The sequence below is a fragment of the Pedococcus sp. P3_C7 genome, from assembly GCF_056402615.1.
The window spans coordinates 598,246-622,034 of sequence record NZ_JBFUHC010000001.1 but is presented as its reverse complement, the minus strand read 5'-3'; the positions used below and the strand labels follow the sequence as shown (position 1 = coordinate 622,034).

Below are 23,789 nucleotides of genomic sequence, written 5' to 3'. Positions count from 1 at the left end.
CCAGCACCCTAGACGGGACCGTCCTGCCCCAGGACGTCGAGGCAGGCGCGGGCGATCTCCAGCTCCTCGTTGGTCGGGACGACGTACACAGCGATGTTGCTGCGGGCCGTCGTGACCAGCCGGGTGGGCTCCCCCGCGACGTTCGCCAACGCGTCGACCTCGACTCCGAGGACCTCGAGACCGCTGAGCACAGCGTGTCGCACCTCGGCGCTGTTCTCACCGATGCCACCGGTGAACGCGATGGCGTCGACGTGGCCCAGCGCCACGGCATACGCACCGACGTACTTGCGCAGCCGGTAGGCCATCACGTCGAAGGCCAGAGCGGCGTCCGCGTCGCCATGGGCACGCCGCTGCTCGAGCTCGCGCACGTCGGAGATGCCGGCGAGGCCCAGCAGGCCACTGCCCTTGTTCAGTGCCTCGTCGTATGCGGTGGCGTCGAGGTCCGCGACGCGCGCGAGATAGGCGCCGAGCGCCGGGTCGACGTCACCGGAGCGAGTACCCATCACCAGGCCTTCGAGTGGAGACAGCCCCATCGAGGTGTCGATGCTGCGACCACCCTGCACCGCGCAGGCGCTGGCGCCGTTGCCGAGGTGGAGCACGATGACGTTGCAGTCGGCGGGGCTGCGCCCCAGGAGCTCCGCCGTGCGACGGGAGACGTAGCGGTGCGACGTGCCGTGGAAGCCGTAGCGCCGCACGTGGTGGCGGTCCCGCCAGTCCGCGGGCACGGCATACGTGTGGGCCCGAGCGGGAAGGGTCTGGTGGAAGGCGGTGTCGAAGACGGCAACCTGGGGAACGTCGGGGAAGGACTCCCGGGCGCTGAGGATGCCCTCGAGGTTCGCCGGGTTGTGCAGGGGTGCCAGCGGCACGAGCTCGCGGATGGCTTCGATCACGTCGTCGTCGACAACCACCGGCTCGGTGAACCGTGGGCCGCCGTGCACTACCCTGTGCCCGACGGCGAAGAGCCCCACCTCTCCGAGATCCGGTCCGTGCTCGCGCAGCGCGGCTCGGGCCGCGTCGAGGGCGGCCCGGTGGTCGTTGCAGGTGACGTCACGCTCGTGCGTCTCGCCGCCGGACGTGTGCTTGAGACGTCCAGCGCCCCCGATCCTCTCGACCAGCCCCGAGGCTGCGGTGGCACCTGTGTCGGCATCGATGACCTGGTACTTCAGCGACGACGACCCCGAGTTGACGACCAGGACCGTGCGCGACCTCGGCATCAGGCGCCGGCCTGGATCGCCGTGATGGCGATCGTGTTGACGATGTCGCGCACCAGCGCTCCACGGGACAGGTCGTTGACCGGCCGGTTGAGGCCCTGGAGGATCGGACCGATCGCGACGGCCGACGCGCTGCGCTGGACCGCCTTGTAGGTGTTGTTGCCGGTGTTGAGGTCAGGGAACACCAAGACTGTCGCGCGCCCCGCCACGGGGCTGTCCTTGAGCTTCGTCGCCGCGACGTGGGGGTCGACCGCGGCGTCGTACTGGATCGGACCCTCGACGAGAAGCTCTGGAGCACGCTGATGGACCAGCGCCGTGGCGGCACGGACCTTGTCGACATCAGCGCCGGTCCCCGACTCGCCTGTCGAGTACGACAGCATCGCCACCTTCGGCTCGATACCGAACCGCTGCGCCGTGCGGGCCGAGGAGATCGCGATGTCAGCGAGCTGCTCGGCGGTCGGGTCGGGGTTGACCGCACAGTCGCCGTAGACCAGGACGCGGTCGGCCAGGCACATCAGGAAGACGCTCGAGACCACCGACACGTCAGGCGAGGTCCGGACGATCTCGAGGGCGGGGCGGATCGTGTGTGCCGTGGTCGTGATGCACCCCGAGACCATGCCGTCAGCGAGGCCCTGGTGCACCATCAGCGTGCCGAAGTAGGACGGGTCGACGACCCGGTCACGGGCCTGGTCGAGTGTGACCCCCTTGTGGGCCCGGAGCCCGGCATAGTCTGCAGCGAATCCTTCGCGCAGGGAGCTGCTGGACGGGTCGATGATCGCCGCCCCGGAGATGTCCGCACCCAGGCGGGCTGCGTTGGCGCGGATCGTCTCCTCGTCGCCGAGCAGGGTGAGCTTCGCGATCTCGCGCGCCAGGACGGTGTCGGCCGCGAGCAGGATCCGGTCCTCGGCACCTTCGGGTAGCACGATGTGAGCGCCTGCCGCTCGAGCGTCGTCGACCAGCTGGTGTTCGAACATCAACGGGGTGACGGCACCCTCCCCCGTCGTCGCGACGGGTCCGAGCAACGCCTCGGCGTCGAGTCCGCGCTCGACCATGGCCACTGCGGCCTCGAGCTTGCGGGTGGACCCGGGGGTCAGGCGCCCACGCGCCGCGCCCAACCTCGTCGCGGTCGTCATCGTGCCGCTGTCGGTCGCGACGATCGGCAGTACGACGTCGAGGCCCTCGATGAGCCGCTGGACCTGCGGCGAGAGCGGGAACCCGCCGTTGAGGACGATCCCCGACAGGGTCGGGAAGGTCTTGGACCGGTGGGCGAGCAGGACGCCAAGGACCACGTCCTCACGGTCGCCGGGCACGATCACGACGCCGCCCTCGATGAGCCGGTCCAGGACGTGGGGCATGGTCATGGCTGCGACCACCAGGCCCATGCACTCGCGGTCGAGCCACCCGGCCTCGCCGTGGACGAGCCGGCCGGAGCACGCGTCGACGAGGTCCTTGACGGTCGGGGCCCGCAGCAGTGGTGTCTCCGGCAGCGACTGCACGGGGAGCCCGACCCGGTCCGACACAGCGGTCGTGGTGGCCGCCAGGAGCTCTCGTGCCACCTGGTTGGCCACCACACCGGTCACGTGCGCATGCGCCTCGCGGGCCGCTGTGACCGCCATCTCGGCCGTCGTCGCCACTTCCACAGGGTCGTGTCCCTGTGCCGGTACGACCAGGAGGAGTCGGGAGCCGAGGTTGGCGGCCACCGCGGCGTTGACCGAGAACTCCGTCGGTGCCGAGACGTCGGTGAAGTCGGATCCCACGACGAGGACGACGTCGTGGTCACGGGCAACGTCGTGGAAGCGGTCGACGATCACTCCCATGGCCCGCTCGGGCGAGGCGTGCAGGTCGTCGTAGGTCACGCCGCACGCCTGCTCTGCCGAGAGGTCGCCAGGCAGCTGGGACAACAGCGTCAGGACCAGCTCGTCCGGCCCCGAGGCGCGGACGATGGGGCGGAACACGCCCACCCGGCCCGCGCGCCTGCTCAGCTGGTGCAGCAGTCCGACCGCCACCGCCGACTTGCCGGACCGGGCTTCGGTGCCGGCGATGTAGATGCTGGTGGTCACGGGTCGAAACTACCGGCCCGACTCGTCGGGCGCGCTGGGGCGGGCAGGTCCCCTCCAGGTCCAGTCCGCGATGTCCGGCATGTCCTCGAGGTGCTCCTCGATGTAGGGCCGGTGCTCGGCGAGCCGGCGCTCGCAGAGCTCGGTGAGCGCGTCCCACCCTGGCACGCGGCGATCAGCGCGGCGGAGCACCTCCTGGGCGAGGTGGAACCTGCTCATCCGGTTGAGCACGACCATGTCGAAGGGTGTGGTGGTCGTGCCCTGCTCGTTGAACCCGCGGACGTGGAAGCGCCCGGGGTCGTTGCGCCCGTGGATGAGCTGGTGCACGGCACGGGGGTAGCCGTGGAACGCGAACACGACGTGTCTGTCGGCGGTGAAGAGGTCGTCGAACTGGCCGTCCGAGTAGCCATGGGGATGGTCGTTCTCGGGAAGCAGGGCCATCAGGTCGACGACGTTGACGAAGCGCACCCTGAGCTCTGGCACGTGCTCGGCGAGCAGCTCGGCGGCGGCGAGCGCCTCCTGGGTCGGCACGTCGCCGGCGCAGGCGAGCACGATGTCGGGCTCGTCGTCCGGTCCGCAGGTGCTGGCCCAGTCCCAGACGCCGGCACCCGCGGCACAGTGTGCGTGGGCTTCCTCGAGCGTGAGGTACTGCAGGTGCTTCTGCTTGTCCACGACGATGAGGTTGACGTAGTTGGTGCTGCGCAGGCAGTGGTCGGTGATGGACAGCGTCGTGTTGGCGTCCGGGGGCAGCCACACCCGCACGACCTGTGGCGACAACGGGATCAGGCAGTCGATCAGGCCAGGACCCTGGTGGGAGAACCCGTTGTGGTCGTTGCGCCAGCAGGTCGACGTGAGCAGAACGTTCAGCGACGACACGTCGGCCCGCCAGGGCAGCTCCTGCGCGTGCTGCAGCCACTTCACGTGTTGCACGGCCATCGACGCCGACACCATCGCGAAGGCCTCGTAGGTCGCAAACATCCCGTGCCGACCGCTCAGCACGTATCCCTCGAGCCAGCCCTGGCACAGGTATTCGCTCAGCACCTCCATCACGCGGCCGTCCGGCGCGAGGTGGTCGTCGGTCTCCCGCAGGGGTCCCATGAAGCAGCGGTCCGTCACCTCGAACACCGGCTGGAGGCGGTTGCTCGCCGTCTCGTCCGGGGAGAACAGTCGGAAGGTGCCGCCTCCGTCGGGTCGGGTCGTCGCGGCGTACAGGTCGCGCATGAGGCGACCGGACGTGATGGTGTTCTCCACCGAGTCCTGTCCGCGTCTGGTGGGCGTGAGGGGGACCTCGTATGCCGTCAGGTCCTGCGTTGGCAGCTCCGTGCGCAGCCGTCCGCCGTTCGCGTAGGGCGTCGCGGACATGCGCTTGTCCCCTGCCGGCGCGAGGTCCCGCAGCTCTGGCGCGAGCCGGCCATCGGCGTCGAACAGCTCGTCGGGGCGGTAGGTGTGCAGCCATTCCTCGAGCAGCCGCAGGTGTCCGGGGTCCTCGGCGAGGCCGGCCAGCGGCACCTGGTGGGACAGGTTGGTCCCCTGCACCTGCACGCCGTCGACGATGTCGGGACCGGTCCAGCCCTTCGGGGTGCGCAGCACGATGGCGGGCCACGGGTGCCGCACCGGCTCGGCCGGACCATAGCCACTGCGCGCCGCTTCCTGGATCGACCGGATCTTGTCGTGAGCTGTCGCCAGCGCCGACCGGAAGGCAGGAAAGACCTGCGCGGGGTCGTCCCCGCTGACCGTGACCGGGTCCCAGCCCTGGCTGCGCAGGTAGTCCTCCACATCCTCGTCGGAGGTGCGTCCCAACACGGTGGGCCCGGCGATCTTGTATCCGTTGAGGTGCAGGATCGGCAGCACCGCACCATCCCGGCGCGGGTTCAGGAAGTTCGGCAGCCGCCACGACGCGGCCAGGGGTCCGGTCTCGGCCTCGCCGTCGCCGACGACGCAGGCGACCACCAGCTCCGGGTGGTCGAACGCCGCCCCCGCCGCGTGCACCAGTGCGTAGCCGAGCTCGCCCCCCTCGTGGATCGAGCCGGGGGTCTGGACGCTGACGTGGCTGGGGATGCCCCCAGGCGAGGAGAACTGGCGGAAGAGCCGCAGCACCCCTTCGGCGTCGTCACCGATGTGGGGGTAGATCTCGCTGTAGGTACCCTCGAGCCAGGCTGCCGCCACGAGGGCGGGGCCGCCGTGCCCCGGGCCCGTGACGTAGAGCCAGTCCGTGTCGGTCTCGCGGATGCGGCGGTTCACCAGGGCGTAGATCATCGACAGGCCGGGGCTGGTGCCCCAGTGGCCGAGCAGGCGGGGCTTGGTGTGCGCCAGGGTCAGCGGCTCCCGGAGCAGGGCGTTGTCCCGCAGGTAGATCTGGCCGACCGTCAGGTAGTTGGCGGCAGCCCACCACCGCAGGTCCAGCGCGAGGTCCTCCGGGGCGTAGGACACGGTCACCGGCACAGCGGACGTCTGCGGCATGCGCCCCACGACACCACGGACCCGCACCCGAGGGGAAGGCCTTTGGTCCCGCCGCTACTCCGCGAGGCGACCTTCGAAGAGACTCCGCACCGCGGCGTTGCCCCTGATCAGGTCGAGGGCGTATGCCGCGTGGCCGGGCACGTAGCCGTTGCCCACCAGCATGCGAACGTCGGCGGCGACACCTTCGGCGCCGAGCGCCGCTGCCGCGAAGTGGGTGGCCATGGAGAAGAAGATGATCGTGCCGCCCTGTGCCGTCGAGAGGATGGCCGGCTGCTCGCACCCGGGCACGTCCACGCAGACGACCGTGATGTCCGCTGGTCCCCCCGCAGCGGCAACGGCTTCGGACAGTCCGAGCGGGCTGCGGGCGTCGGCGATGACCACCTCGTCCGCCAGTCCGGTGCCGGACAGCAGGTCGGCCTCGCGCTCGAAGGGCACCACGGCGATGCGACGGCCTGCGCCGGCCCGCGCCGCCGCGGCGAGGGACAGCGAGCCGGACTTGCCGGCCCCGCCGAGCACGCACACGGTGGGGCTGACGCCGCGCGCGGCATACTCCTCCACCACGCGGGCCACCAGCGCCGGTGCGCCGCACACGTCCATCACCATGAGGGCGAGGTCCGGGGCCAGGTCGGGGGGCAGCTGCGCCGCGATCGAGCGGCCGAAGAGGATGGCGTGTCCCCGGGCGGGCACCCGCTCGCTCTTGCCGTCCCACCGAGCCAGCTGGTCGGTGACCACCAGCGGCGTGAGAGACAGCGAGACGAGCGTGGCGACGTGGTCGCCGACCGCCAGGCCGAGGGTGGACTCGGGTCCGACCTCCTCGACCGTGCCGATGAGCATGCCGCCGGAACCGGTGACGGGGTTCTGCATCTTCCCGCGCGTGGCCACGATGTCGAGCACCTCTGCGCGGACGGCATCGCCGTCGCCGCCGTGCTTCTCGGAGAGCTGACGGTAGGACGCCGCGTCGAGGTTGAGCGTCTCGATGCTGATGCGCACCTCGTCCGGCCACAGCTCGGGCGAGGCGTCGAGCCGCTGGGCGGCCTGGGGCAGCGAGGCCCCGGCGGGGTCGAGGACGCGGTGCAAACCCACGGGCGACGAGGGGGTGCGGACCACAGAATCTCCTATCAATTGCGACACAGAGCGCAAATCTTGCGGCCGGATGTCGATTTCATCGGAACCTGTCCCGTATCCTGCCACGTATGAGCACCGCCATCGAGCAGCCCTATGTCTACCGCCACCGCGAGCTGGTGGAGCCCGACTGGACCCGATTCGCGGGGTGGCGCGACGTCACTGCCGAGGACTGGGCCAGCGCTCAGTGGCAGCGGGCGCACTGCGTCAAGAACATCAAGCAGCTGCGCGAGCTGATGGGCGACCTGCTGACCGACGCCTTCTACGCCGACCTCGAGCGCGACCAGGCCGAGCGCGCCACGATGTCGATGCTCGTCCCCCCGCAGATGATGAACACCATGGTCAGTGAGATGACCTGGACCGACGGGCGGATGCCCGCCGCCGGTGCCGAGTTCACCCGGGCGTTCTACGCCGACCCCATCCGGCGCTACATGCTCCCGGTGTTCTCCGACCGACGCACCGACTGGCCGTCCCACCCGCACGCGACCCGCGACAGCCTGCACGAGCACGACATGTGGGTCGCCGAGGGCCTGACCCACCGCTACCCCACCAAGGTGCTCGCCGAGCTGCTCCCGACCTGTCCGCAGTACTGCGGACACTGCACCCGCATGGACCTCGTCGGCAACTCCACGCCGGTGATCGACAAGCTCAAGCTCACCGGCAAGCCGGTCGACCGCTACGCCGCCATGCTCGCCTACCTGCAGCAGACGCCACAGGTGCGTGACGTCGTCGTCTCCGGTGGCGACGTCGCCAACATGCCGTGGAAGAACCTCGAGGGCTTCATCGACAAGCTGCTCGACGTCGAGAACATCCGCGACATCCGGCTGGCGACCAAGGCGCTGATGGGCCTGCCCCAGCACTGGCTGCAGCCCGACGTCGTCGAGGGGGTTGCCCGCGTGTCGGCCAAGGCCCGCTCGCGCGGTGTCTCCCTGGCGATCCACACCCACGTCAACAACGCGCAGTCCGTCACGCCGCTGGTGGCCGACGCCTCCAAGGCGATGTTGGAGGCCGGCGTGCGGGACGTGCGCAACCAGGGCGTCCTGATGCGCGGCATCAACGACTCGGTGGAGCAGCTGCTCGACCTCTGCTTCGCCCTCCAGGACGACGCGATGATCACGCCGTACTACTTCTACATGTGCGACATGATCCCGTTCTCCGAGCACTGGCGGCTCTCGCTCGCCGAGGCGCAGCACCTGCAGCACTCGATGATGGGCTACCTGCCCGGCTTCGCCACGCCGCGCATCGTCTGCGACGTGCCGTTCGTCGGCAAGCGATGGGTGCACCAGGTCGACAGCTACGACACCGAGCGCGGAATGTCGTTCTGGCGCAAGAACTACCGCACCTCGATCGAGAACGCAGACACCGACGCCCTGTCGCGCGACTACGTCTACTACGACCCGATCTACACCCTCCCTGAGGCGGGCCAGCAGTGGTGGCGTGAGGAGGGTGACCACGAGGCTGCCCACGCGATCGCCGTCGAGCGCGCCGCGGCCAGCCGCGAGGCCTCGCTGGTCTGAGTCGGACGGTGCGCGGCCGCGGCGTGTGACGTTCACGACGTGAGGGCCTGTCATGCCGCGCGGTCGGGCTTCGCTAGGTTGCTCCCGTGACTGCTATCGCCATCCCCCGCAAGCGCGTCCTGGCCGACTACGTCCCCGCAGTGGTGGGCGTGCCCGCATGGGTCGGATCGCGCGTTCGTGACGTCCTGCTCATCGCTGCCGGCGCCGGATTCATCGGCCTCTTGTCCCAGTGGCACGTCCCGCTCCCGGGCACCCCGGTGCCCCTCACGCTCGGCACGTTCGCCGTCCTGCTGACGGGAGCCTCACTGGGCGGCCTGCGGGCCCTGCTCAGCGTCGGCACCTACCTGGTCGCCGGCGGACTGGGCGTGAACTGGTTCGCCGACCACAACGACGGCTGGGGCGGCGCCACGTTCGGCTACGTCATCGGCTTCGTCGCTGCGGCGACGCTCGTGGGGTGGCTGGCCCAGCGCGGCGGTGACCGCACCGTGGTGAGGACGGGCGTCACCATGGTGCTCGGCAACCTCGTCATCTACGCCGTCGGCGTGTCGTGGCTGATGGGCTCCACCGGCATGGACCTCGAGGCCGGCCTGGCCGCCGGCTTCACCCCCTTCCTCCTCGGCGACGCCATCAAGATCGCGGCGGCTGCGGGCCTCTTCCCGGCCGCCTGGGCGCTCGTCAACCTATGGACTGGAGGCCGCCGCTGCGCTGTCGGTGCCCCCCGGACAGGTCTTCAAGACCCTCCTGGTCGAGTCCGAGCGCGGCCTGGCCGTCGGGGTGGTGCCGGTCGACCGGCAGCTCGACCTCAAGGCCATCGCGGCCGCACTGGGCCTCAAGAAGGTGGCGATGGCCCAACCCGCCGACGCCGAGCGGTCGAGCGGCTACGTCGTGGGCGGGATCTCCCCCATCGGGCAGAAGAAGGCACTCCCGACCGTCGTGGACGAGTCTGCTCTCGGGTTCGACCGCGTGTACGTCTCGGGAGGCCGTCGTGGCCTCGACCTTTCCCTCACGCCTGACGACCTGGTCACCGCCACGCGGGCACAGGTCGCGCTGATATCGCGGTGACGCCCTGACCGCGCCCTGACGTCGCGGTCGTCGACGCCCTGCTCACCCGCCGTGCCGCCGACTCCCCCAAAGGTGGTGTGCGTCGGCCCCCGGGGCGATCTACCGTGGGCTGACTGGCCCACCATCGGGGGTGACACGTGAGGACCACGCGGACAGGGTCGCTGGGCATCCTGCTGCTCGCGCTCGTCATGGTCGGCGCGACCGCAGGCCCCCGGGCGCACCTCCCCGAGGCCCGACTCCTCACGGCGCCTGGCTACCGCTCACCCGAGGTGTATGCAGCCGGTGGCCAGAGCAGGGCTGACCAGCTCTGGCTGGAGACCGGCACCGTGCCCGGCGACGGCACCCGCTGGGAGGACCTGGCGAGGTGGGCGCTCGTCGACATCCACTCGTTCCTGTCCCCGAACGGGACCGTGGCGGCCGGGCCCGGCGGGCCGTGGGGATACTTCTGGCCGCGGGACGGCTCGTTCGCGGCGGCCGCTCTGAGCATCAGCGGTCACGACAAGGAGGCTGCGTCGATCCTCGACCGCCTGGCGCGACTGGAGTTCGACCCCTTGCAGGGCTTCCAGGCTCGATACCGTCTGGACGGGTCGCCCCTGACCGACCGCCCACGCCAGTCCGACGGGTGTGGCTGGGTGCTCTGGGCCATCGCGCAGGTGCGGACCGCGAGCCCCGCGAGTGTCCCGGCGACGGCGGCCGGCCTCCGAGACCGCTGTGTGCAAGCCCTCACCACGCTCGTCGACTCGGGCAGCCGGCTCCCGCCACCGTCCCCGGACTACTGGGAGCTGCCGGTCGACCGCACCTCCCTGGGGACCGTGGCGCCGATGCTCGCGGGCCTGGAGGCCGCGGCCGGTGACTACCGCGCCACCGGACAGCCGACGGAGGCCGTCACCGTCGGCGTCGTGGCCTCGCGGTTGAGCGAGGTCGTCACCGGCAGCTTCGGTCCGCGGTACGAGCGGTTCGGACGGGACGGTGGAGGCGTCGACGCCGCGGTGGCGATGCTGCTGCCCCCGTTCCACGGTCCACCGGGAGGCCAGGAGGCCGACCACGCCCTGCGTGACGCGTGGTTGCGCTACCAGCGTGAAGCCCTGCGCCCGGCCGGCGGTCTGGCCCCCGGCGCCGACTGGCCCAAGGACGACGGTGCGTCGTGGACGCCGGAGACCGCCCTCGTGGCTCTGACGGCCGCGGCGACGGCCCGTGACGGGACAGCCACACGGTGGTTGAACTGGCTGGATGACCACCGCACGGCCTACGGATCCCTGCCCGAGAAGGTCACGCGCACCGGGCGCCCTGCCGGGCCAGCTCCGCTCGTGTGGACCGCTGCCCTCACGCTGCTGACCCTGCACGAGCTGGACCAACCCTGAGGCGGCTACTCCCAGGGGGTGGAAAGGACCACAGTGGTGCGGGTGGCGACGTTCGCGGCGGACCGCACCCGAGCCAGCAGCACCTCGAGGTCACCGGGCGTGCGGACCCTCGCCTTGAGGATGTAGTTCTCATCGCCCGCCACCGAGTGACAGGCCTCGAGCTCGGTGATGTCGCGCAACCGGTCCGGGATGTCGTCCGGCGCAGCAGGGTCCAGCGGTGAGATCGAGATGAACGCCGTGAGCGGCAGGTCCAACGCGGTGTAGTCGACGAGCGCGGCATACCCCTTGAGGACCCCGCGCTCCTCGAGCCGACGCACCCGCTGGTGGACCGCCGAGGTGGACAGGCCCATGGCCTTGCCCAGGTCGGTGTAGCTCATCCGACCGTCGGCGCGCAGCAGGTCGACGATGCGTCGATCGAGGTCTTCCACGCCCACACCTTACTGAGGACCGGGGTCGGGGGTGGCAGCATGTCCGCCATGACCTCGCCCGACAGCTCCGGCCGTCTCATGCTGCTCGACAGCGCCTCGTTGTACTTCCGCGCCTTCTTCGGGGTGCCGGACCAGCGCAGCGATCCCTCGCAGCCGCCCACCAATGCGATCCGCGGGTTCCTCGACATGATCGCCTCGCTCGTCACGACCCACCAGCCGACCCACCTCGCAGCCTGCTGGGACAACGACTGGCGACCGCAGTGGCGGGTCGACCTGCTGCCCAGCTACAAGGCTCACCGGGTGACCGAGGAGTCCCCCGCCCCAGTGGCCGGCTCCGTGCCCGACCAGGCGCACCCGGCCTCGGACGACACCGTCGCCGAAGAGGTCCCGGACGACCTGGCTCCCCAGGTGCCGGTCATCGTCGATGCGCTGGCAGCGCTGGGTATTGCCCGCCTCGGGGCTGACGGCTTCGAGGCCGACGACGTGATCGGCACGCTGGCCACCCGGTGGGGCGGCACCATGAAGGTCGACATCGTCACGGGAGATCGCGACCTCCTGCAGCTCGTGGACGACGCCCGAGGCGTCCGTGTCCTCTACACCGGCAAGGGCGGGGTGCGTGACCCCGACCTCGCGACCCAGGACTACCTGCGGGAGCGGTATGCCGTGGAGAACGGCGACGCCTACCTGGACATGTCGATCCTGCGCGGTGACACGAGCGACGGCCTGCCCGGCGTCAAGGGCATCGGCGACAAGACCGCGGCCCAGCTGATCGCCGAGTACGGCTCGCTCGCCGGTCTCCGGGCGGCGGTGGACTCTGGAGCTCCGGCCATCAAGGGAGCCCGGCGGGCCAACCTGGAGGCGGCGACGGCGTACCTCGACGTGGCGCCCACGGTGGTGCGAGTGACTCGCGACGCACCGGTCGACGAGGTGGACCTGGCCCTGCCGACCGAGGTAGCGGACCCCGTGCTGATGAGCCGGGTCGCCAGTGAGTTCGGGGTGACCAGCTCGTTCAACCGCGTGCTGTCGGCTCTGCGCATCGAGTAGCCGTGCAGCCACATCGTCAGGCGTGCAGCCTCATCGTCAGGCGTCGACGGTGGACATTCGGCCACTCGCCCGGTCGTTCGGAGGGAGGGGCGCACCTGTGCCCGGGAAATCGGCCACTCGCCCGAAAGTGCCCACCCGAGAGCGCTCAGTCGAGGCGGTCGGCGGCGACCACGCCGCGCATGACGGCGTCGATGGCCCTGCGCGACGTGGCGCGCAGGGTCGGCTCGGGTGCCGCGTCGCCGATCTGACCGAGCAGGTCGACCACCTGCTTGCACCGCCGCACGAAGTCACCAGCGGCCATGTCCGACCCCCGAAGCACCTCCTCCAGCTGACGACCGCTCGCCCACCGGTGCATCATCCAGACCATCCCGGCATCGGGGTCACCGGTGAGCGGGAGCCCGAGCTCGCGTTCGCGGTCCTCCAGCACCGACCAGAGCCGGTTCATCTCACGGACCGCCTCGGCGACGTCCTCGTTGGGCATCCGGGGTGACGGGTCGGTCTCGTCGCGACGCGGCTCGTGGATCAGGGCCGACACGATCGACGCCAGGCCGGCCGGGTCCAGCCGCTTCCACACCCCCAGCCGCAGGCACTCAGCGGCCAGCAGGTCCTTCTCGGTGTACAGCCGGCGCAGGTTCTCCCCCTGCGGCGTCACGAGGTCACCACTGTCGGACAGGTAGCCCATCTCCCCGAGCAGGGTGCAGATCCGGTCGAACGTGCGGGCGACCGAGTTGGTGCGCCCCTCCACCTTGTGCTGCAGCCCGAGCGTCTCGCGCTTGAGCCGCCACCACCGCTCGGCCCACCTGGCGTGGTCCTCGCGGTCCGGACACTGGTGACAGGGATGCGCCTTGAGCTGGCGGCGCAGCTCGGAGATGCGTTCGTCCTCAGCGCTTCCCGCGTATGCCGCGTGGTCGCGCGAGCGGCCGGGCGGGGGGTCGTAGGGGACGGCGATCCGCAGTGAGGTCGCCAGGTCGCGGCGGGCCTTCGGGCTCTTGGAGTTGAAGTGTGGCGGCACCTTGACGTGCGCGATCGCCTCGACCGGCGTCGGGACGTCCACGAGCGTCAGCTTGAGGAGCTGCTTGTCCTCGGTCACCACGGTCGGAGCCGGCACCTCTCCCCGGTAGGACTTGGAGGGATGGACGACGACGGCGTAGCCCGCGCGGCGACCCGACGGGATCTTGATGACGTCCCCGATCTTCAACGCCTCCAGCGACACCGCTGCCTGCGCCCGGTTGCTCGCCGAGCGGACCTTGGCCCCCTCCTTCTCGAGGCGCGCGATCTCGTGGCGCAGCGCGGCATACTCCTTGAAGTCGCCGAGGTGACACGCCATGCCCTCGCCGTAGCCCTCGAGGCCCTCCTCGTTCTTGCGCACGGCCCTGGCCATCCCCACCACGGCGCGGTCGGCCTGGAACTGGGCGAAGGAGGTCTCGAGGATCTCGCGGGCGGTCTCGCGCCCGACCTGGGCGACGAGGTTGACGGCCATGTTGTAGGTGGGCCGGAAGGACGACTTCAGCGGGTAGGTGCGGGTGGACGCCAGTCCGGCCACGGCGAGCGGGTCCATCCCGCGGTTCCACTGGACCAGGGCATGGCCCTCGACGTCGATCCCCCGACGCCCGGCCCGTCCGGTCAGCTGGGTGTACTCGGCGGGGGTGATGTCGGCATGGGTCTCGCCGTTGAACTTCACGAGCTTCTCGATGACGACCGTGCGCGCGGGCATGTTGATGCCGAGTGCGAGGGTCTCGGTGGCGAAGACGGCGCGGATCCGCCCTGCCGTGAAGAGCTCCTCGACGATCTCGCGGAACGTCGGCAACATGCCGGCGTGGTGCGCCGCGAACCCACGCGTCAGGCCGTCCACGAAGTCCCAGTAGCCGAGCACGCCGAGGTCCTCGTCGGCCAGCGCGGAGACGCGCTCCTCGACGGTGCGCCGGATCCGGTCGCCCTCGGCCTCGGTGATCAGCCGGACCCCGTCGCGCAGCAGCTGGCCGACGGCGGCCTCGCACCCCACCCGGCTGAAGATGAAGGTGATGGCCGGCAGCAGCCCCTCGCGCTCGAGCCGCTGGACGACCTCGGAACGGGTCGCTCCCCCACCGGGGCGCCCGCCCGAGCTGCGGGCCATGCCGTGCCCGCCGTAGCCGCCGCCGGGGCCGCGAGGCCCCCGCCCACCGCGGCTGTGCCGGTCCGACTGCGATCCGTGGCGTGCGCCGTCGTCCCGTGACCGGCGCGGACGCCTCGTCGACGAACAGGTCGTACATCGACTGCGAGACCATCATGTGCTGCCACAGCGGCACGGGGCGGTGCTCGGACACGATGATGTCGACGCCGCTGCGCACCTCCGACAGCCAGGCGCCGAACTCCTCGGCGTTGCTCACGGTTGCGGACAGCGACACGACCTGCACGTCCTGCGGCAGGTGGATGATGACCTCCTCCCACACTGCGCCGCGGAACCGGTCGGCGAGGTAGTGCACCTCGTCCATGACCACGAAGCCGAGCCCGTGCAGGGTCGACGACCCGGCATACATCATGTTGCGGAGCACCTCGGTCGTCATGACGACGACGGGAGCCTCGCCGTTGATCGAGGAGTCCCCGGTGAGCAGCCCGACGTTCTTGACACCGTGACGCTTCACGAGGTCGTTGTACTTCTGGTTGGACAGCGCCTTGATGGGGGTCGTGTAGAACGCCTTGCGCCCGGTGGCGAGGGCCAGGAACACCGCGAACTCGCCCACGATGGTCTTGCCTGCCCCGGTGGGCGCCGCGACGAGCACGCCGCGCCCGGCCTCCACGGCCTCGCAGGCCTGCACCTGGAAGTCGTCGAGGGGGAAGTCCACCGTCGCCGCGAAGGCGGCCAACCGAGACTTCTCGTATGCCGCGCGGCTGGCGCTTGCGGCGAATCGCTCAGCGGGCGTCGACATGCTCCCGAGCCTACGTGGCGGCAGGCGCCAGCACCGTCACCGCGCCGGGGACCACCTCGACGGTGATCGGCAGCGGGGCGAACCGCTCCCCGTCGGCGTAGGCCACGATGCCCTCTGCCTCCAGCGTCACCGAGCGCCCCTGGATGATCTCCACCGCGGGGTGGGTGACGTGGGCGCCCTTGAAGACCTTGGGGAAGACCTTGAGGAACTCCAGCGTGCTGATCTGGTGCAGGATCAGCACGTCGAGCAGCCCGTCGTCGAACCTGGCGCCGGGCAGGACCTGCATCCCGCCGCCGTAGCTGGGGCCGTTGCCCACCGCGACGAGCATGGCGCGGGTCGCGTGTCGCACGCCGTCGATCGTCACGACATAGGGAATCGCCTTGAACAGCGGGAGCTCGCGCAGGATCGCCAGGTTGTAGCGCATGTTGCCCTTGGGCCAGGGCCAGGTGTTGGCGCGCTCGTTGACGACCGAGTCGAAGCCGGCCCCGAGGACCCCCACGAACCAGTGTCGGCCCCCATGGGCGTCGACGTGGCGGACGGCGTCGATGGTGCGGGGGATCCCCGTGCTGACCAGGTCGGCCGCGCGCACCGGGTCGTGGACCGGCAGGCCCAGGCCGCGGGCGACGTCGTTCCCGGTCCCGGCGGCGATGATGGCCAGCGTCGTCTTGGTCTCGGCGGCGAGGTCGACACCCAGGTGCACCATGCCGTCACCGCCGACCACGGCCAGCACGTCCAGGCCTTGGGAGATGGCGCCGAGGGCGCGGTCGCGCGCCGCGGCATACGACTCGTCCGAGAGGTCCAGCACCTCGTGGCCGGCCGCCCGCATCCGCTGGGCCACCTCGATGCCGAGTGCCATCCCGCGGTTCTTGCCGGAGGTCGGGTTGACCACCAGGCCGATGCGCTTCTTCACGGTGGATGGGTTCGGACTCACGCGCGGAGGCTACAGGGCCGACGCCTCGTCGTCGGGCACCTCGGTCCACTTCGGCCGGTTCTTGGTCCGGCCACGCTCGATCAGCTTGCTGACCCCGATCGCGGCGGCATAGAGGACGCACAGCGGGATGGCGAGCAGGAACATCGTGAAGGCGTCCGGTGTCGGCGTCGCGATGGCGGAGAGGACGAAGATCCCGAAGATGGCGGGGCGCCACGCCTTGATCATCGCCCTGGCCGGCAGGATGCCGATCGCGTTCAGTGCGACCAGGAAGACCGGCAGCAGGAAGGCGAGGCCGAAGACGAGGATGAACCGCGTGACGAAGGAGAAGTACTCGCTGACCTGCTGGATGTTCGACGCCCCAGGAGGCGTGAACCCGTAGAGGACCGCGAGCACCTTGGGCAGGACGTAGTAGGCCATGGAACACCCGGCGAGGAAGAGCGGGACCGTCGCTCCGATGAAGGCCAGCGAGATCCGCCGCTCCTTCTTGGTCAGCCCGGGCACGATGAACGCCCACAGCTGGTAGAGCCACACCGGGCTCGACACGATGATCCCGACGAAGATCGACAGGCTCACCTGCTGGGAGAAGGCAGCGGTGGCGGTCCCGAAGTTCAGGTTGATGACACTCGTGGGGTGGGCAGCCTTGTAGTCGTTGAACGGCGCGGCCAGCCTGCCGTAGACCTGCGGGTAGATGATCCAGCCGAGCACGCCACCGAGCAGGACCGTCACAGCGGAGATCAGGAAGCGTCGGCGGAGCTCACGCAGGTGGTCGCCGAGCGACATGCGCCCGTCGGGATTGCGGGCACGCCGGAACGCCATGGTCGAGGTGACTGGTGCGGTGACGGGTCGGACTAGGAGGCGCCGGAGGAGTTGTCCGTGCGGGGACGGTCCTCACGGATCGGGCTGGCAGCCTCGGGAGCGGCAGGAGCCTCGGGATCCTTGATGGCCTCGCCCTTGACGGTGTCGCTGCTCGCTGCGGACTTGCCGTCGGTCTTCATCTCCTGGACCTCGGACTTGAAGATGCGCATCGACCGGCCGATCGAGCGGGCTGCGTCCGGGAGCCGCTTGAAGCCGAACAGCACGACGAGGAGCACGAGCAGGATGATGATGTGCCAGCCTTCGAACAATCCGCGACCCATGTGACTCATTCCTCTCGACCACGTCGTGGCCAGTGTGACGGTGCTGCCCTGCCTCTGCCGGGCCTTCTGGCCTCAGTCTAGGTGTCTGGCCCAGCTGGGACGCCGCGCGGCCTGACGGGCGCGCCGCTGGTGCTTCAACGACGCGCGGGTGGCGTCTCGTTCCCGGCGCAGCTGGCGGGGGTCCCCGAACACGTCGGGTTGCGGCGCCCGCGGGCTCTCCCCCAGTCGGCTCGTCTCCGCCTGGAGGGCGGCGACGGTCTCCGAGGAACGGCGCACCTCGGCGGTCAGCTCCTTGAACTGCCCCCAGACGCCCCACGCGCGGGTCGCCAGGTAGGCCGCCGCGATGACCACGAGCAGCACCCAGATGAGAACCCACCACCACACGGCGTCGACCCTACCCGCCCGTGGTGGGTGGGTTCGCGTCCGCTCCGTATGCCGCGAGGGCGGCCTGCGCCCCTTCGCTCACCGCCTGCGCCACCTCCGGGGGCGACACCACGACACCGCGTCCCCCCAGCCGCCACAGCAGGCGTCGGAGCCAGAGCGTGTCGGCGGTGCGCAGTGTGACGGTCTGCGACCCGTCGGCGGCAGTCTCGACCGACTCGGTCGGGTAGTAGTCGCTGACCCACGTCGCGCCGGGCTGCAGCAGCAGCGTGACCAGCGTGTCGTCCGGCCGTGGGGTGAAGGCACCCGCGTCGAGATCCCGCAGCTGGGCATCGGCAGGGGGAGTCCCGTCGACGTCCAGGACGTCGAGACGGGCGATCCGGTCCATGCGGAACGTTCGCGTGTCCTGGGCCAGGTGGCACCAGCCCTCGAGGTACCACCGCGAGTCCAGGTTGACCACGCGCATGGGGTCGACGTCGCGTTCGGTGGCCTCGTCCCGGCTGGGCACGAGGTAGCGCAGGTGCACCCGACGGTGCCCCTCGACGGCGCGGCGGGCGTCGGCGAGCAGGTCTGCCTCCACGCCCTCGCTGATCGCGACCTCGACCCGGGCGGCCGCCTCGGCGCTGGCACCCGTGCCCTGCTCGAGCTTGGCCATGGCGCGCTCGATCGCGTCACGCTCCCCCAGTCCCGGCACGGCCGCGAGGGCCCGCAGTCCGACCATCAGGGTGAGTGCCTCGTCGCGCCCGAGCCGCAGCGGCCGGGCGATGGTGTCGGCGTTGGTGACGAACACCCTGCCGCTCTCCCATTGCGCGTCGATCAGCTCGTCGGGCATCTGGCCGTAGCCACAGAGGTAGAGCAACCGGAGGTCGGTCTCGAGCTGGTCGACGGTGATGCCGAGCTCGGCCGCGGCCCGGCCCAGGTCGATCCCCTGTCGGGCGACCAGCCAGGGCACCATCGTGAGGAGTCGCGCGAGTCGGTCGGTGGCGGTCTCGGGCACGGTGCGAGCCCTCTTGGGCGGCGGGGTCATGCTGCGCCCCCGCTGTGGGCGGACAGCGCACCGCGCAGCCGCTCGACCACGAGCTCACGCACCTCGGGCGGCGACACGACGACGACGTCCGCGCCGTAGCCGCTCACCTCGTCGGCCAACGCGTCGTCGTCGCCGAACGGCACCACCAGCTCGCTCCACTCCCCCAGGTCGGTGGTGCTCGTGGCACGTCGGCGCAGGCTGTTGCCCCGGTCGGCCCGCACCCTGACGACCGCGTCGCGGGTCGGTTGCTCCCCGACGAAGTTGCGGATCATCTCCTGCGCCCGGTGGTCGGCCGGCACGGCATACGCCGGAGCCTTCTTGACCTCGGCGACGTCGCCGTCGATGCGTGACAACCGGAAGACCCGCGGCGCCTCGCGGTCCAGGTCGAAACCGGTGAGGTACCAGCGGCCGTGCCACGAGGCGAGCCCCCACGGCTGGACCGTTCGCGCGTTGACCTCGCCCTGACCACCGGTGCGGTAGCCGAAGGTGATCGTGCGCTGACCGACCACGGCGTTCTTGACCGGGTCGAACGCCGGCTCGCTGGTGCCGAGGCGCGGCTCGATCCCGATGAGGGAGTCGCCGTCGCGTTCGATCCCCGCCGCCTTGAGCTTGCGCAGTGCCTGGGCTGCCGGACCGGCCAGCGAGGCGTGCGCCCAGGTGCGGCTGGCCAGGCCGAGCACGGCGAGCTCGTCCGGTTCGAAGGTGATGTCGGGCAAGGCGTACTCGCGCTGGTCGATCCGGTAGCCGACCTCGTCGTCCCAGGCCCCACCGATGTCTTCCGTCACGAGCGGGATGCCGAGCTCGCGGAGCTCGTCCTTGTCGCGCTCGAACATCCGGTCGAAGGCCTCGTCGCTGACCGCGTCGCCGTACTGCGGGACGACAGCACGGATCCGCGACTTGGGTAGGGGCCGACGGGTGTAGAGCAGGCACAGCACGAGGTTGAGCAGTCGCTCTGTCTTGGCCGCCGGACCGGTGGGTGAACTCACCCGCCCGACGCTACCCGAGTGGCAGGCACGCCCCGTGGCTAGTCTGCGTGTCGTGATGCAGTGGCGCGAGGGAACGGTCGAGCAGGTGCGTGGCCGGTGGCCGGGCGCGGTGGAGTATGCCGTGCGGCTGCGTGGAGCCGGCTCCGACACCGCCGACGACATCGCCGACGACACGCTCGACGACACCCTGGTGCGGGCCCTGGCCTACACCGCGCTCGTGGGTGAGCCGCAGGTCGGCGACCGGGTGCTGCTCAACGCCTCGGCGCTGCTGCGAGGGCTCGGGACCGGCGGGCTCGCCTTCATCGTCGCCGCGCCCGACCGCCTGCCCAGCGACCCCGAGGCCTCCGCAGGGCACATCGTCAAGGCCCGCTACACGCCCCAGCAGCAGATGTTCATGGCCGTCGACGAACAGGACAGCCCGCACCACGCCGTGATGACGGGCGCGCTCGCCACGGCAGGTGACCTGCTCGGCATGCCGGTCGTCGTGGCCGACCTCCACTCAGCGCTGCCCGCCATCCTCGCGGGGATCAGGGTCGACCGTCCCGAGGCGCGATGCGTCTACCTCATGACCGACGGCGGGGCGTTGCCGATCGCGTTCTCCCGCAACGTCGCGACCCTCACCGAGCACGGCTGGCTGGCCGGAACCGTGACGGTCGGGCAGGCCTACGGCGGCGAGCACGAGGCAGTCACCCTGCACTCAGGTCTGCTGGCCGCGAAGCATGTGCTCGGCGCGGACATCGCCATCGTCATCCAGGGCCCGGGGAACGTCGGCACGGGCACGACCTGGGGCTACACCGGGGTCGCGGCGGGCGAGGCGCTCAACGCGGTCGGCACCCTGGGGGGCCGCGGCGTGGCCGCGCTCCGCGTCTCGGACGCGGACGCCAGGGAACGGCACCGCGGGATCTCCCACCACAGCACCACGGCATACGGGCGCATCTGCCTGGTCACCGCGGACCTGCCGGTCCCCGCGACCGGCGATGAGTTCGGCGCCCTGGTCGCCGACCAGGCGCACACCCTCGCGCGCACGGCACAGGGTGCGCTCACGGTCCGCAGTGTCGACCCGGACGGGCTCGACGCAGCCCTGAGAGCGACTCCCGTCAGGCTCTCGACGATGGGCCGTGGCCTCGACGAGGACCACGCGGCGTTCCTGTACAGCGCAGCAGCCGGGCGGCATGCCGCCCGGCTGCTGGAGAGCTGACGCGCTGGCTTCAGCGCGCGGTCTGGCTCGGCCTCAGCGGACGTCGACCAGGTCGACGACGAAGATCAGGGTCTCGCCGGGCTTGATCGCGCCGCCGGCACCGCGGTCGCCGTAGGCGAGGTGGGCCGGGATGACCAGCTTGCGACGACCGCCGACCTTCATGCCGACGATGCCCTCGTCCCAGCCGCGGATGACCTGGCCGACGCCGAGGCGGAAGTCCAGGGGTGCTCCACGGTTCCACGAGGCGTCGAACTCCTCGCCGGTGGAGTGGGCCACTCCGACGTAGTGCGCCGAGATGGTGTCACCCGCCCCGGCCTCCTGGCCGTCGCCCTCGGTGAGGTCCTCGATGACCAGCTCGGTCGGCGCCGCGTCGCCGGGGAAGTCGATCTCGGGCTTGGTGGTGTTGGGGTCGAAACCCATGGGTCATGCTCCTTCGCAGGGTGAGAACTGGGGGTGGGTGAAGCGGTGTCAGGTGACGTCAGAAGGCCGCGAGGATGTCGACCACGAAGACGAGGGTGTCGGTGCCGCTGATCTTCGGCGGGCTGCCGGCAGCGCCGTAGCCGTCGGCCGGCGGAACCACCATGAGAACGCGGCTGCCGACGGTCTTGCCGACGAGCTGGGTGTCCCAGGCCTTGATGACCTGCTGGGTGCCGATCGAGGTCTCGAAGTACTTGTTCGGCGTCTTGGAGGAGGAGTCGAAGACCGACCCGTCCTTCCAGAGCGCGCCGGTGTAGGTCACGCGGATCGTCTGGCCTGCCTGCACCTTCGCGCCGGCGCCCTCGATGAGGAGCTGCCCGACGGTCTTGGTCGGCGGCTTGGCGCCCTTGGGGATCGTGATGGTGGCGGGCTTGTCGTTGCCCTCGACCTTCACCGCCGGCAGCCCGGCAGCCGGCTTGACCTCCTTGCCCTCGGCGGAAGCCAGCGGCTTGGTCGCCGACAGGACGTCCATGAGGAAGACCACCGTGTCGGTCCCGCCGACCTTGATCTCGGTGTTGCCCTGGGTGCCGAAGGCGTCCTTGGGCGGCATGGCGACCAGGACGCGGGACCCGATCTTCTGGTTCAGGAGTCCCTTCTTGAGGCCTGGCAGCAGGTCGGCCGCACCGAGGTTGAGGCCGAGGTTCTGCTTGCCGAAGTTCGTGTCGAGCACCGAGGAGTCCTTGCCGTTCAGCAGGACGTACTTGAGGCTGACGATCTCGTCGCCCTTGACCTGTGCACCGGTGCCGGGCTTGACGACCTTGGTGGTGGTCTCGGTCACCGAGAGGGGCTTGGGGTTGACCGTCACCGTGGGGGCCGTGGTGTCGCTGCCGCCCGTCACCGTGATCTTGTCGAGCACGGAGGTCTTGGTGTCCTTGGCGTCACCACAGCCGGTCAGGGCCAGGGTTGCGGCCAGGGCGACCGCCGTGAGGGCGGGAAAACGACGCAGATGCACGATGGAGAACTTTCGCTGGGGGCGGGGAACCAGCGACCACCATAACCGTGGCCGCTGGCAATACCCGATTCGCCGGTATGCCGCCCACGCGGCATACCCCGCTGCTCACCCGCGCATGCCCTCGATCAGCCGGTCCACGCGGGCGTCCACCGCCGCGAAGGGGTCCTTGCACAGGACCGTGCGCTGCGCCTGGTCGTTGAGCTTGAGGTGCACCCAGTCGACGGTGAAGTCGCGACGGTGCTCCTGCGCCGCCTTGATGAAGTCGCCGCGCAGCTTGGCCCGGGTCGTCTGTGGAGGCACGGTCTTGGCCTCGAAGACCTCTGGGTCGGTGGTGATCCGGGCCGCGCGCCCGTGCTTCTGGAGCACGTAGAAGACCCCCCGGTCACGGTTGACGTCGTGGTAGGCGAGATCCAGCTGGGCGATCCTGGGGTGCTCCATCGGCAGGTCGTGCTTGGCCATGTAGCCGGCGATCAGCTTGTGCTTGATGACCCAGTCGATCTCGGTGTCGACCAGGCCGAGGTTGCCGGTGTCGACCGCCCGGATGGTCCGCTCCCACAGGTCGAGGACCTGCTTGTGGATCGGGTCCTCCAGGCCCTCGCGGTCGGCGAACGCCTGGGCTCGTTCGAGGTACTCGGTCTGGATCTGGAGGGCGGAGAGCTCACGTCCGTTGGAGAGGCGGACCGTCTTGCGCCCCGTCATGTCGTGACTCATCTCACGGATCGCGCGGATCGGGTTCTCCAGGGTGAGGTCGCGCACCACCATCCCGGCCTCGATCATCCGCAGCACGAGGTCGGCCGACCCGACCTTGAGCATGGTCGTGGTCTCGCTCATGTTGGAGTCACCGACGATGACGTGCAGGCGGCGGTAGCGCTCGGCGTCGGCGTGCGGCTCGTCGCGCGTGTTGATGATGGGGCGGCTACGGGTGGTCGCCGAGGACACTCCCTCCCAGATGTGGTCGGCCCGCTGGCTCACGCAGTAGGTCGCGCCCTTCGACGTCGTGACCACCTTGCCGGCGCCACACGTGATCTGACGACTGACGAGGAAGGGGATGAGCACGTCGGAGAGCTGCTGGAACTCCCCCGCCCGGCCCACGAGGAAGTTCTCGTGGCAGCCGTAGGAGTTGCCCGCGGAGTCGGTGTTGTTCTTGAAGACGTAGATCTCGCCCTCGATGCCCTCCTCGGCGAGCCGGTCCTGGGCGTCGGCGACCAGGCCCTCGATGATCCGCTCGCCCGCCTTGTCGTGAACCACGAGCTGGCGGACGTGGTCGCACTCCGGGGTGGCGTACTCAGGGTGCGAGCCGACGTCAAGGTAGAGCCGACTGCCGTTGGAGAGGAAGACGTTTGACGAGCGCCCCCACGAGACGACCTTGCGGAACAGGTAGCGCGCCACCTCGTCGGGGGTGAGGCGGCGCTGACCCTCGAACGTGCACGTGATGCCGTACTCGTTCTCGATGCCGAAGATCCGCCGGTCCATGCCCACACTCTAGGCTTCCGGGGTCTCGGGCTGCGGGTCACGCCACGCGTGGGAAGATGG

Annotated in this window: 21 protein-coding genes and 2 pseudogenes; 7 read left to right on the top strand and 16 right to left on the bottom strand. The window is 70.4% G+C overall.

Annotation, left to right across the window (positions count from 1 at the left end):
- Window positions 1-8 precede the first annotated feature (8 nt).
- Genes AC1DS4_RS02935 through kdd form a run of 4 tightly spaced genes read right to left on the bottom strand, consistent with a single transcriptional unit; the run spans window position 9 to window position 6,835 of the window.
- Window positions 9-1,214, bottom strand: coding sequence for an acetate/propionate family kinase (locus AC1DS4_RS02935; RefSeq protein WP_477632168.1), 1,206 nt, complete (start codon window positions 1,212-1,214; stop codon window positions 9-11).
- Complete coding sequence (gene pta, locus AC1DS4_RS02930) at window positions 1,214-3,271, bottom strand: phosphate acetyltransferase (RefSeq protein ID WP_477632167.1); 2,058 nt, start codon at window positions 3,269-3,271, stop codon at window positions 1,214-1,216. The genes AC1DS4_RS02935 and pta overlap by 1 nt, the downstream gene beginning before the upstream one ends.
- A gap of 9 nt (window positions 3,272-3,280) precedes the next feature.
- On the bottom strand, window positions 3,281-5,728 hold the full coding sequence (locus tag AC1DS4_RS02925; protein WP_477632166.1) for a phosphoketolase family protein: 2,448 nt from the start codon (window positions 5,726-5,728) through the stop codon (window positions 3,281-3,283).
- Window positions 5,729-5,782: 54 nt separating this feature from the next.
- Window positions 5,783-6,835 carry an L-erythro-3,5-diaminohexanoate dehydrogenase gene (gene kdd, locus AC1DS4_RS02920; RefSeq protein ID WP_477612944.1) on the bottom strand — a complete coding sequence of 351 codons (1,053 nt, stop codon included), beginning with the start codon at window positions 6,833-6,835 and terminating at the stop codon, window positions 5,783-5,785.
- 86 nt (window positions 6,836-6,921) lie between these two features.
- Here kdd and AC1DS4_RS02915 point away from each other — a divergent pair, with 86 nt between their 5' ends.
- The 4 genes and pseudogenes from AC1DS4_RS02915 (at window position 6,922) to AC1DS4_RS02900 (ending at window position 10,790) form a co-directional block, all read left to right on the top strand.
- A complete protein-coding gene (locus tag AC1DS4_RS02915; RefSeq protein WP_477612943.1) occupies window positions 6,922-8,367 on the top strand; it encodes a KamA family radical SAM protein in 1,446 nt (481 codons plus the stop codon).
- 86 nt (window positions 8,368-8,453) lie between these two features.
- Window positions 8,454-8,975: pseudogene (locus AC1DS4_RS02910) on the top strand (biotin transporter BioY); the annotation flags it as partial.
- A 34-nt stretch (window positions 8,976-9,009) separates the two neighbouring features.
- A complete protein-coding gene (locus AC1DS4_RS02905) occupies window positions 9,010-9,429 on the top strand; it encodes an aminoacyl-tRNA deacylase (RefSeq protein ID WP_477645990.1) in 420 nt (139 codons plus the stop codon).
- A gap of 137 nt (window positions 9,430-9,566) precedes the next feature.
- Complete coding sequence (locus tag AC1DS4_RS02900) at window positions 9,567-10,790, top strand: glycoside hydrolase family 15 (RefSeq protein ID WP_477612940.1); 1,224 nt, start codon at window positions 9,567-9,569, stop codon at window positions 10,788-10,790.
- A gap of 5 nt (window positions 10,791-10,795) precedes the next feature.
- Here the strand turns inward: AC1DS4_RS02900 and AC1DS4_RS02895 are convergent, their stop codons facing one another.
- Window positions 10,796-11,218, bottom strand: a complete 423-nt coding sequence (locus AC1DS4_RS02895) for an Lrp/AsnC family transcriptional regulator (protein WP_477612939.1) — start codon at window positions 11,216-11,218, stop codon at window positions 10,796-10,798.
- 48 nt (window positions 11,219-11,266) lie between these two features.
- On the opposite strand from AC1DS4_RS02895, the gene AC1DS4_RS02890 reads away from it, so the two are divergent.
- Window positions 11,267-12,262: a 5'-3' exonuclease gene (locus AC1DS4_RS02890; RefSeq protein ID WP_477612938.1), complete on the top strand. Its 996-nt coding sequence runs from the start codon at window positions 11,267-11,269 to the stop codon at window positions 12,260-12,262.
- Between the two features lie 145 nt (window positions 12,263-12,407).
- On the opposite strand, the gene AC1DS4_RS02885 is transcribed toward AC1DS4_RS02890, so the two are convergent.
- Window positions 12,408-14,375, bottom strand: a complete 1,968-nt coding sequence (locus AC1DS4_RS02885; protein ID WP_477645983.1) for a DEAD/DEAH box helicase — start codon at window positions 14,373-14,375, stop codon at window positions 12,408-12,410.
- An 80-nt stretch (window positions 14,376-14,455) separates the two neighbouring features.
- Between AC1DS4_RS02885 and AC1DS4_RS02880 the strand changes: the two genes are divergently transcribed.
- Window positions 14,456-14,719: a hypothetical protein gene (locus tag AC1DS4_RS02880; RefSeq protein ID WP_477645982.1), complete on the top strand. Its 264-nt coding sequence runs from the start codon at window positions 14,456-14,458 to the stop codon at window positions 14,717-14,719.
- Here AC1DS4_RS02880 and AC1DS4_RS02875 read toward each other — a convergent pair.
- The 7 genes and pseudogenes from AC1DS4_RS02875 to AC1DS4_RS02845 all read right to left on the bottom strand — a co-directional run.
- Window positions 14,671-15,168: pseudogene (locus AC1DS4_RS02875) on the bottom strand (DEAD/DEAH box helicase); the annotation flags it as partial. The gene AC1DS4_RS02880 and the pseudogene AC1DS4_RS02875 overlap by 49 nt on opposite strands.
- Before the next feature lie 10 nt (window positions 15,169-15,178).
- Entirely contained in the window at window positions 15,179-16,099 is a 921-nt protein-coding gene (locus tag AC1DS4_RS02870; RefSeq protein ID WP_477632164.1) for a diacylglycerol/lipid kinase family protein, read from the bottom strand.
- A gap of 9 nt (window positions 16,100-16,108) precedes the next feature.
- Window positions 16,109-16,915, bottom strand: coding sequence for a twin-arginine translocase subunit TatC (gene tatC / locus AC1DS4_RS02865; protein WP_477612935.1), 807 nt, complete (start codon window positions 16,913-16,915; stop codon window positions 16,109-16,111).
- Window positions 16,916-16,947: 32 nt separating this feature from the next.
- Window positions 16,948-17,235 carry a Sec-independent protein translocase subunit TatA gene (gene tatA, locus AC1DS4_RS02860; RefSeq protein WP_477612934.1) on the bottom strand — a complete coding sequence of 96 codons (288 nt, stop codon included), beginning with the start codon at window positions 17,233-17,235 and terminating at the stop codon, window positions 16,948-16,950.
- 72 nt (window positions 17,236-17,307) lie between these two features.
- Window positions 17,308-17,619, bottom strand: coding sequence for a hypothetical protein (locus AC1DS4_RS02855; RefSeq protein WP_477632163.1), 312 nt, complete (start codon window positions 17,617-17,619; stop codon window positions 17,308-17,310).
- A 10-nt stretch (window positions 17,620-17,629) separates the two neighbouring features.
- A complete protein-coding gene (locus AC1DS4_RS02850; RefSeq protein WP_477623767.1) occupies window positions 17,630-18,643 on the bottom strand; it encodes a helix-turn-helix transcriptional regulator in 1,014 nt (337 codons plus the stop codon).
- Window positions 18,640-19,629: a helix-turn-helix transcriptional regulator gene (locus AC1DS4_RS02845; protein ID WP_477623768.1), complete on the bottom strand. Its 990-nt coding sequence runs from the start codon at window positions 19,627-19,629 to the stop codon at window positions 18,640-18,642. Before AC1DS4_RS02845 ends, AC1DS4_RS02850 begins: the two co-directional genes overlap by 4 nt.
- A gap of 52 nt (window positions 19,630-19,681) precedes the next feature.
- Between AC1DS4_RS02845 and AC1DS4_RS02840 the strand changes: the two genes are divergently transcribed.
- Window positions 19,682-20,827 (top strand): DUF3866 family protein, encoded by a 1,146-nt coding sequence (locus AC1DS4_RS02840; protein WP_477623820.1) that lies wholly within the window; start codon window positions 19,682-19,684, stop codon window positions 20,825-20,827.
- Window positions 20,828-20,860: 33 nt separating this feature from the next.
- Here the strand turns inward: AC1DS4_RS02840 and AC1DS4_RS02835 are convergent, their stop codons facing one another.
- The 3 genes from AC1DS4_RS02835 to pafA form a co-directional block, all read right to left on the bottom strand.
- Entirely contained in the window at window positions 20,861-21,247 is a 387-nt protein-coding gene (locus AC1DS4_RS02835) for an FKBP-type peptidyl-prolyl cis-trans isomerase (RefSeq protein WP_477612929.1), read from the bottom strand.
- A gap of 58 nt (window positions 21,248-21,305) precedes the next feature.
- Window positions 21,306-22,256, bottom strand: coding sequence for an FKBP-type peptidyl-prolyl cis-trans isomerase (locus AC1DS4_RS02830; protein ID WP_477612928.1), 951 nt, complete (start codon window positions 22,254-22,256; stop codon window positions 21,306-21,308).
- 105 nt (window positions 22,257-22,361) lie between these two features.
- Window positions 22,362-23,729 carry a Pup--protein ligase gene (pafA, locus tag AC1DS4_RS02825; protein WP_477612927.1) on the bottom strand — a complete coding sequence of 456 codons (1,368 nt, stop codon included), beginning with the start codon at window positions 23,727-23,729 and terminating at the stop codon, window positions 22,362-22,364.
- Window positions 23,730-23,789 lie beyond the last annotated feature (60 nt).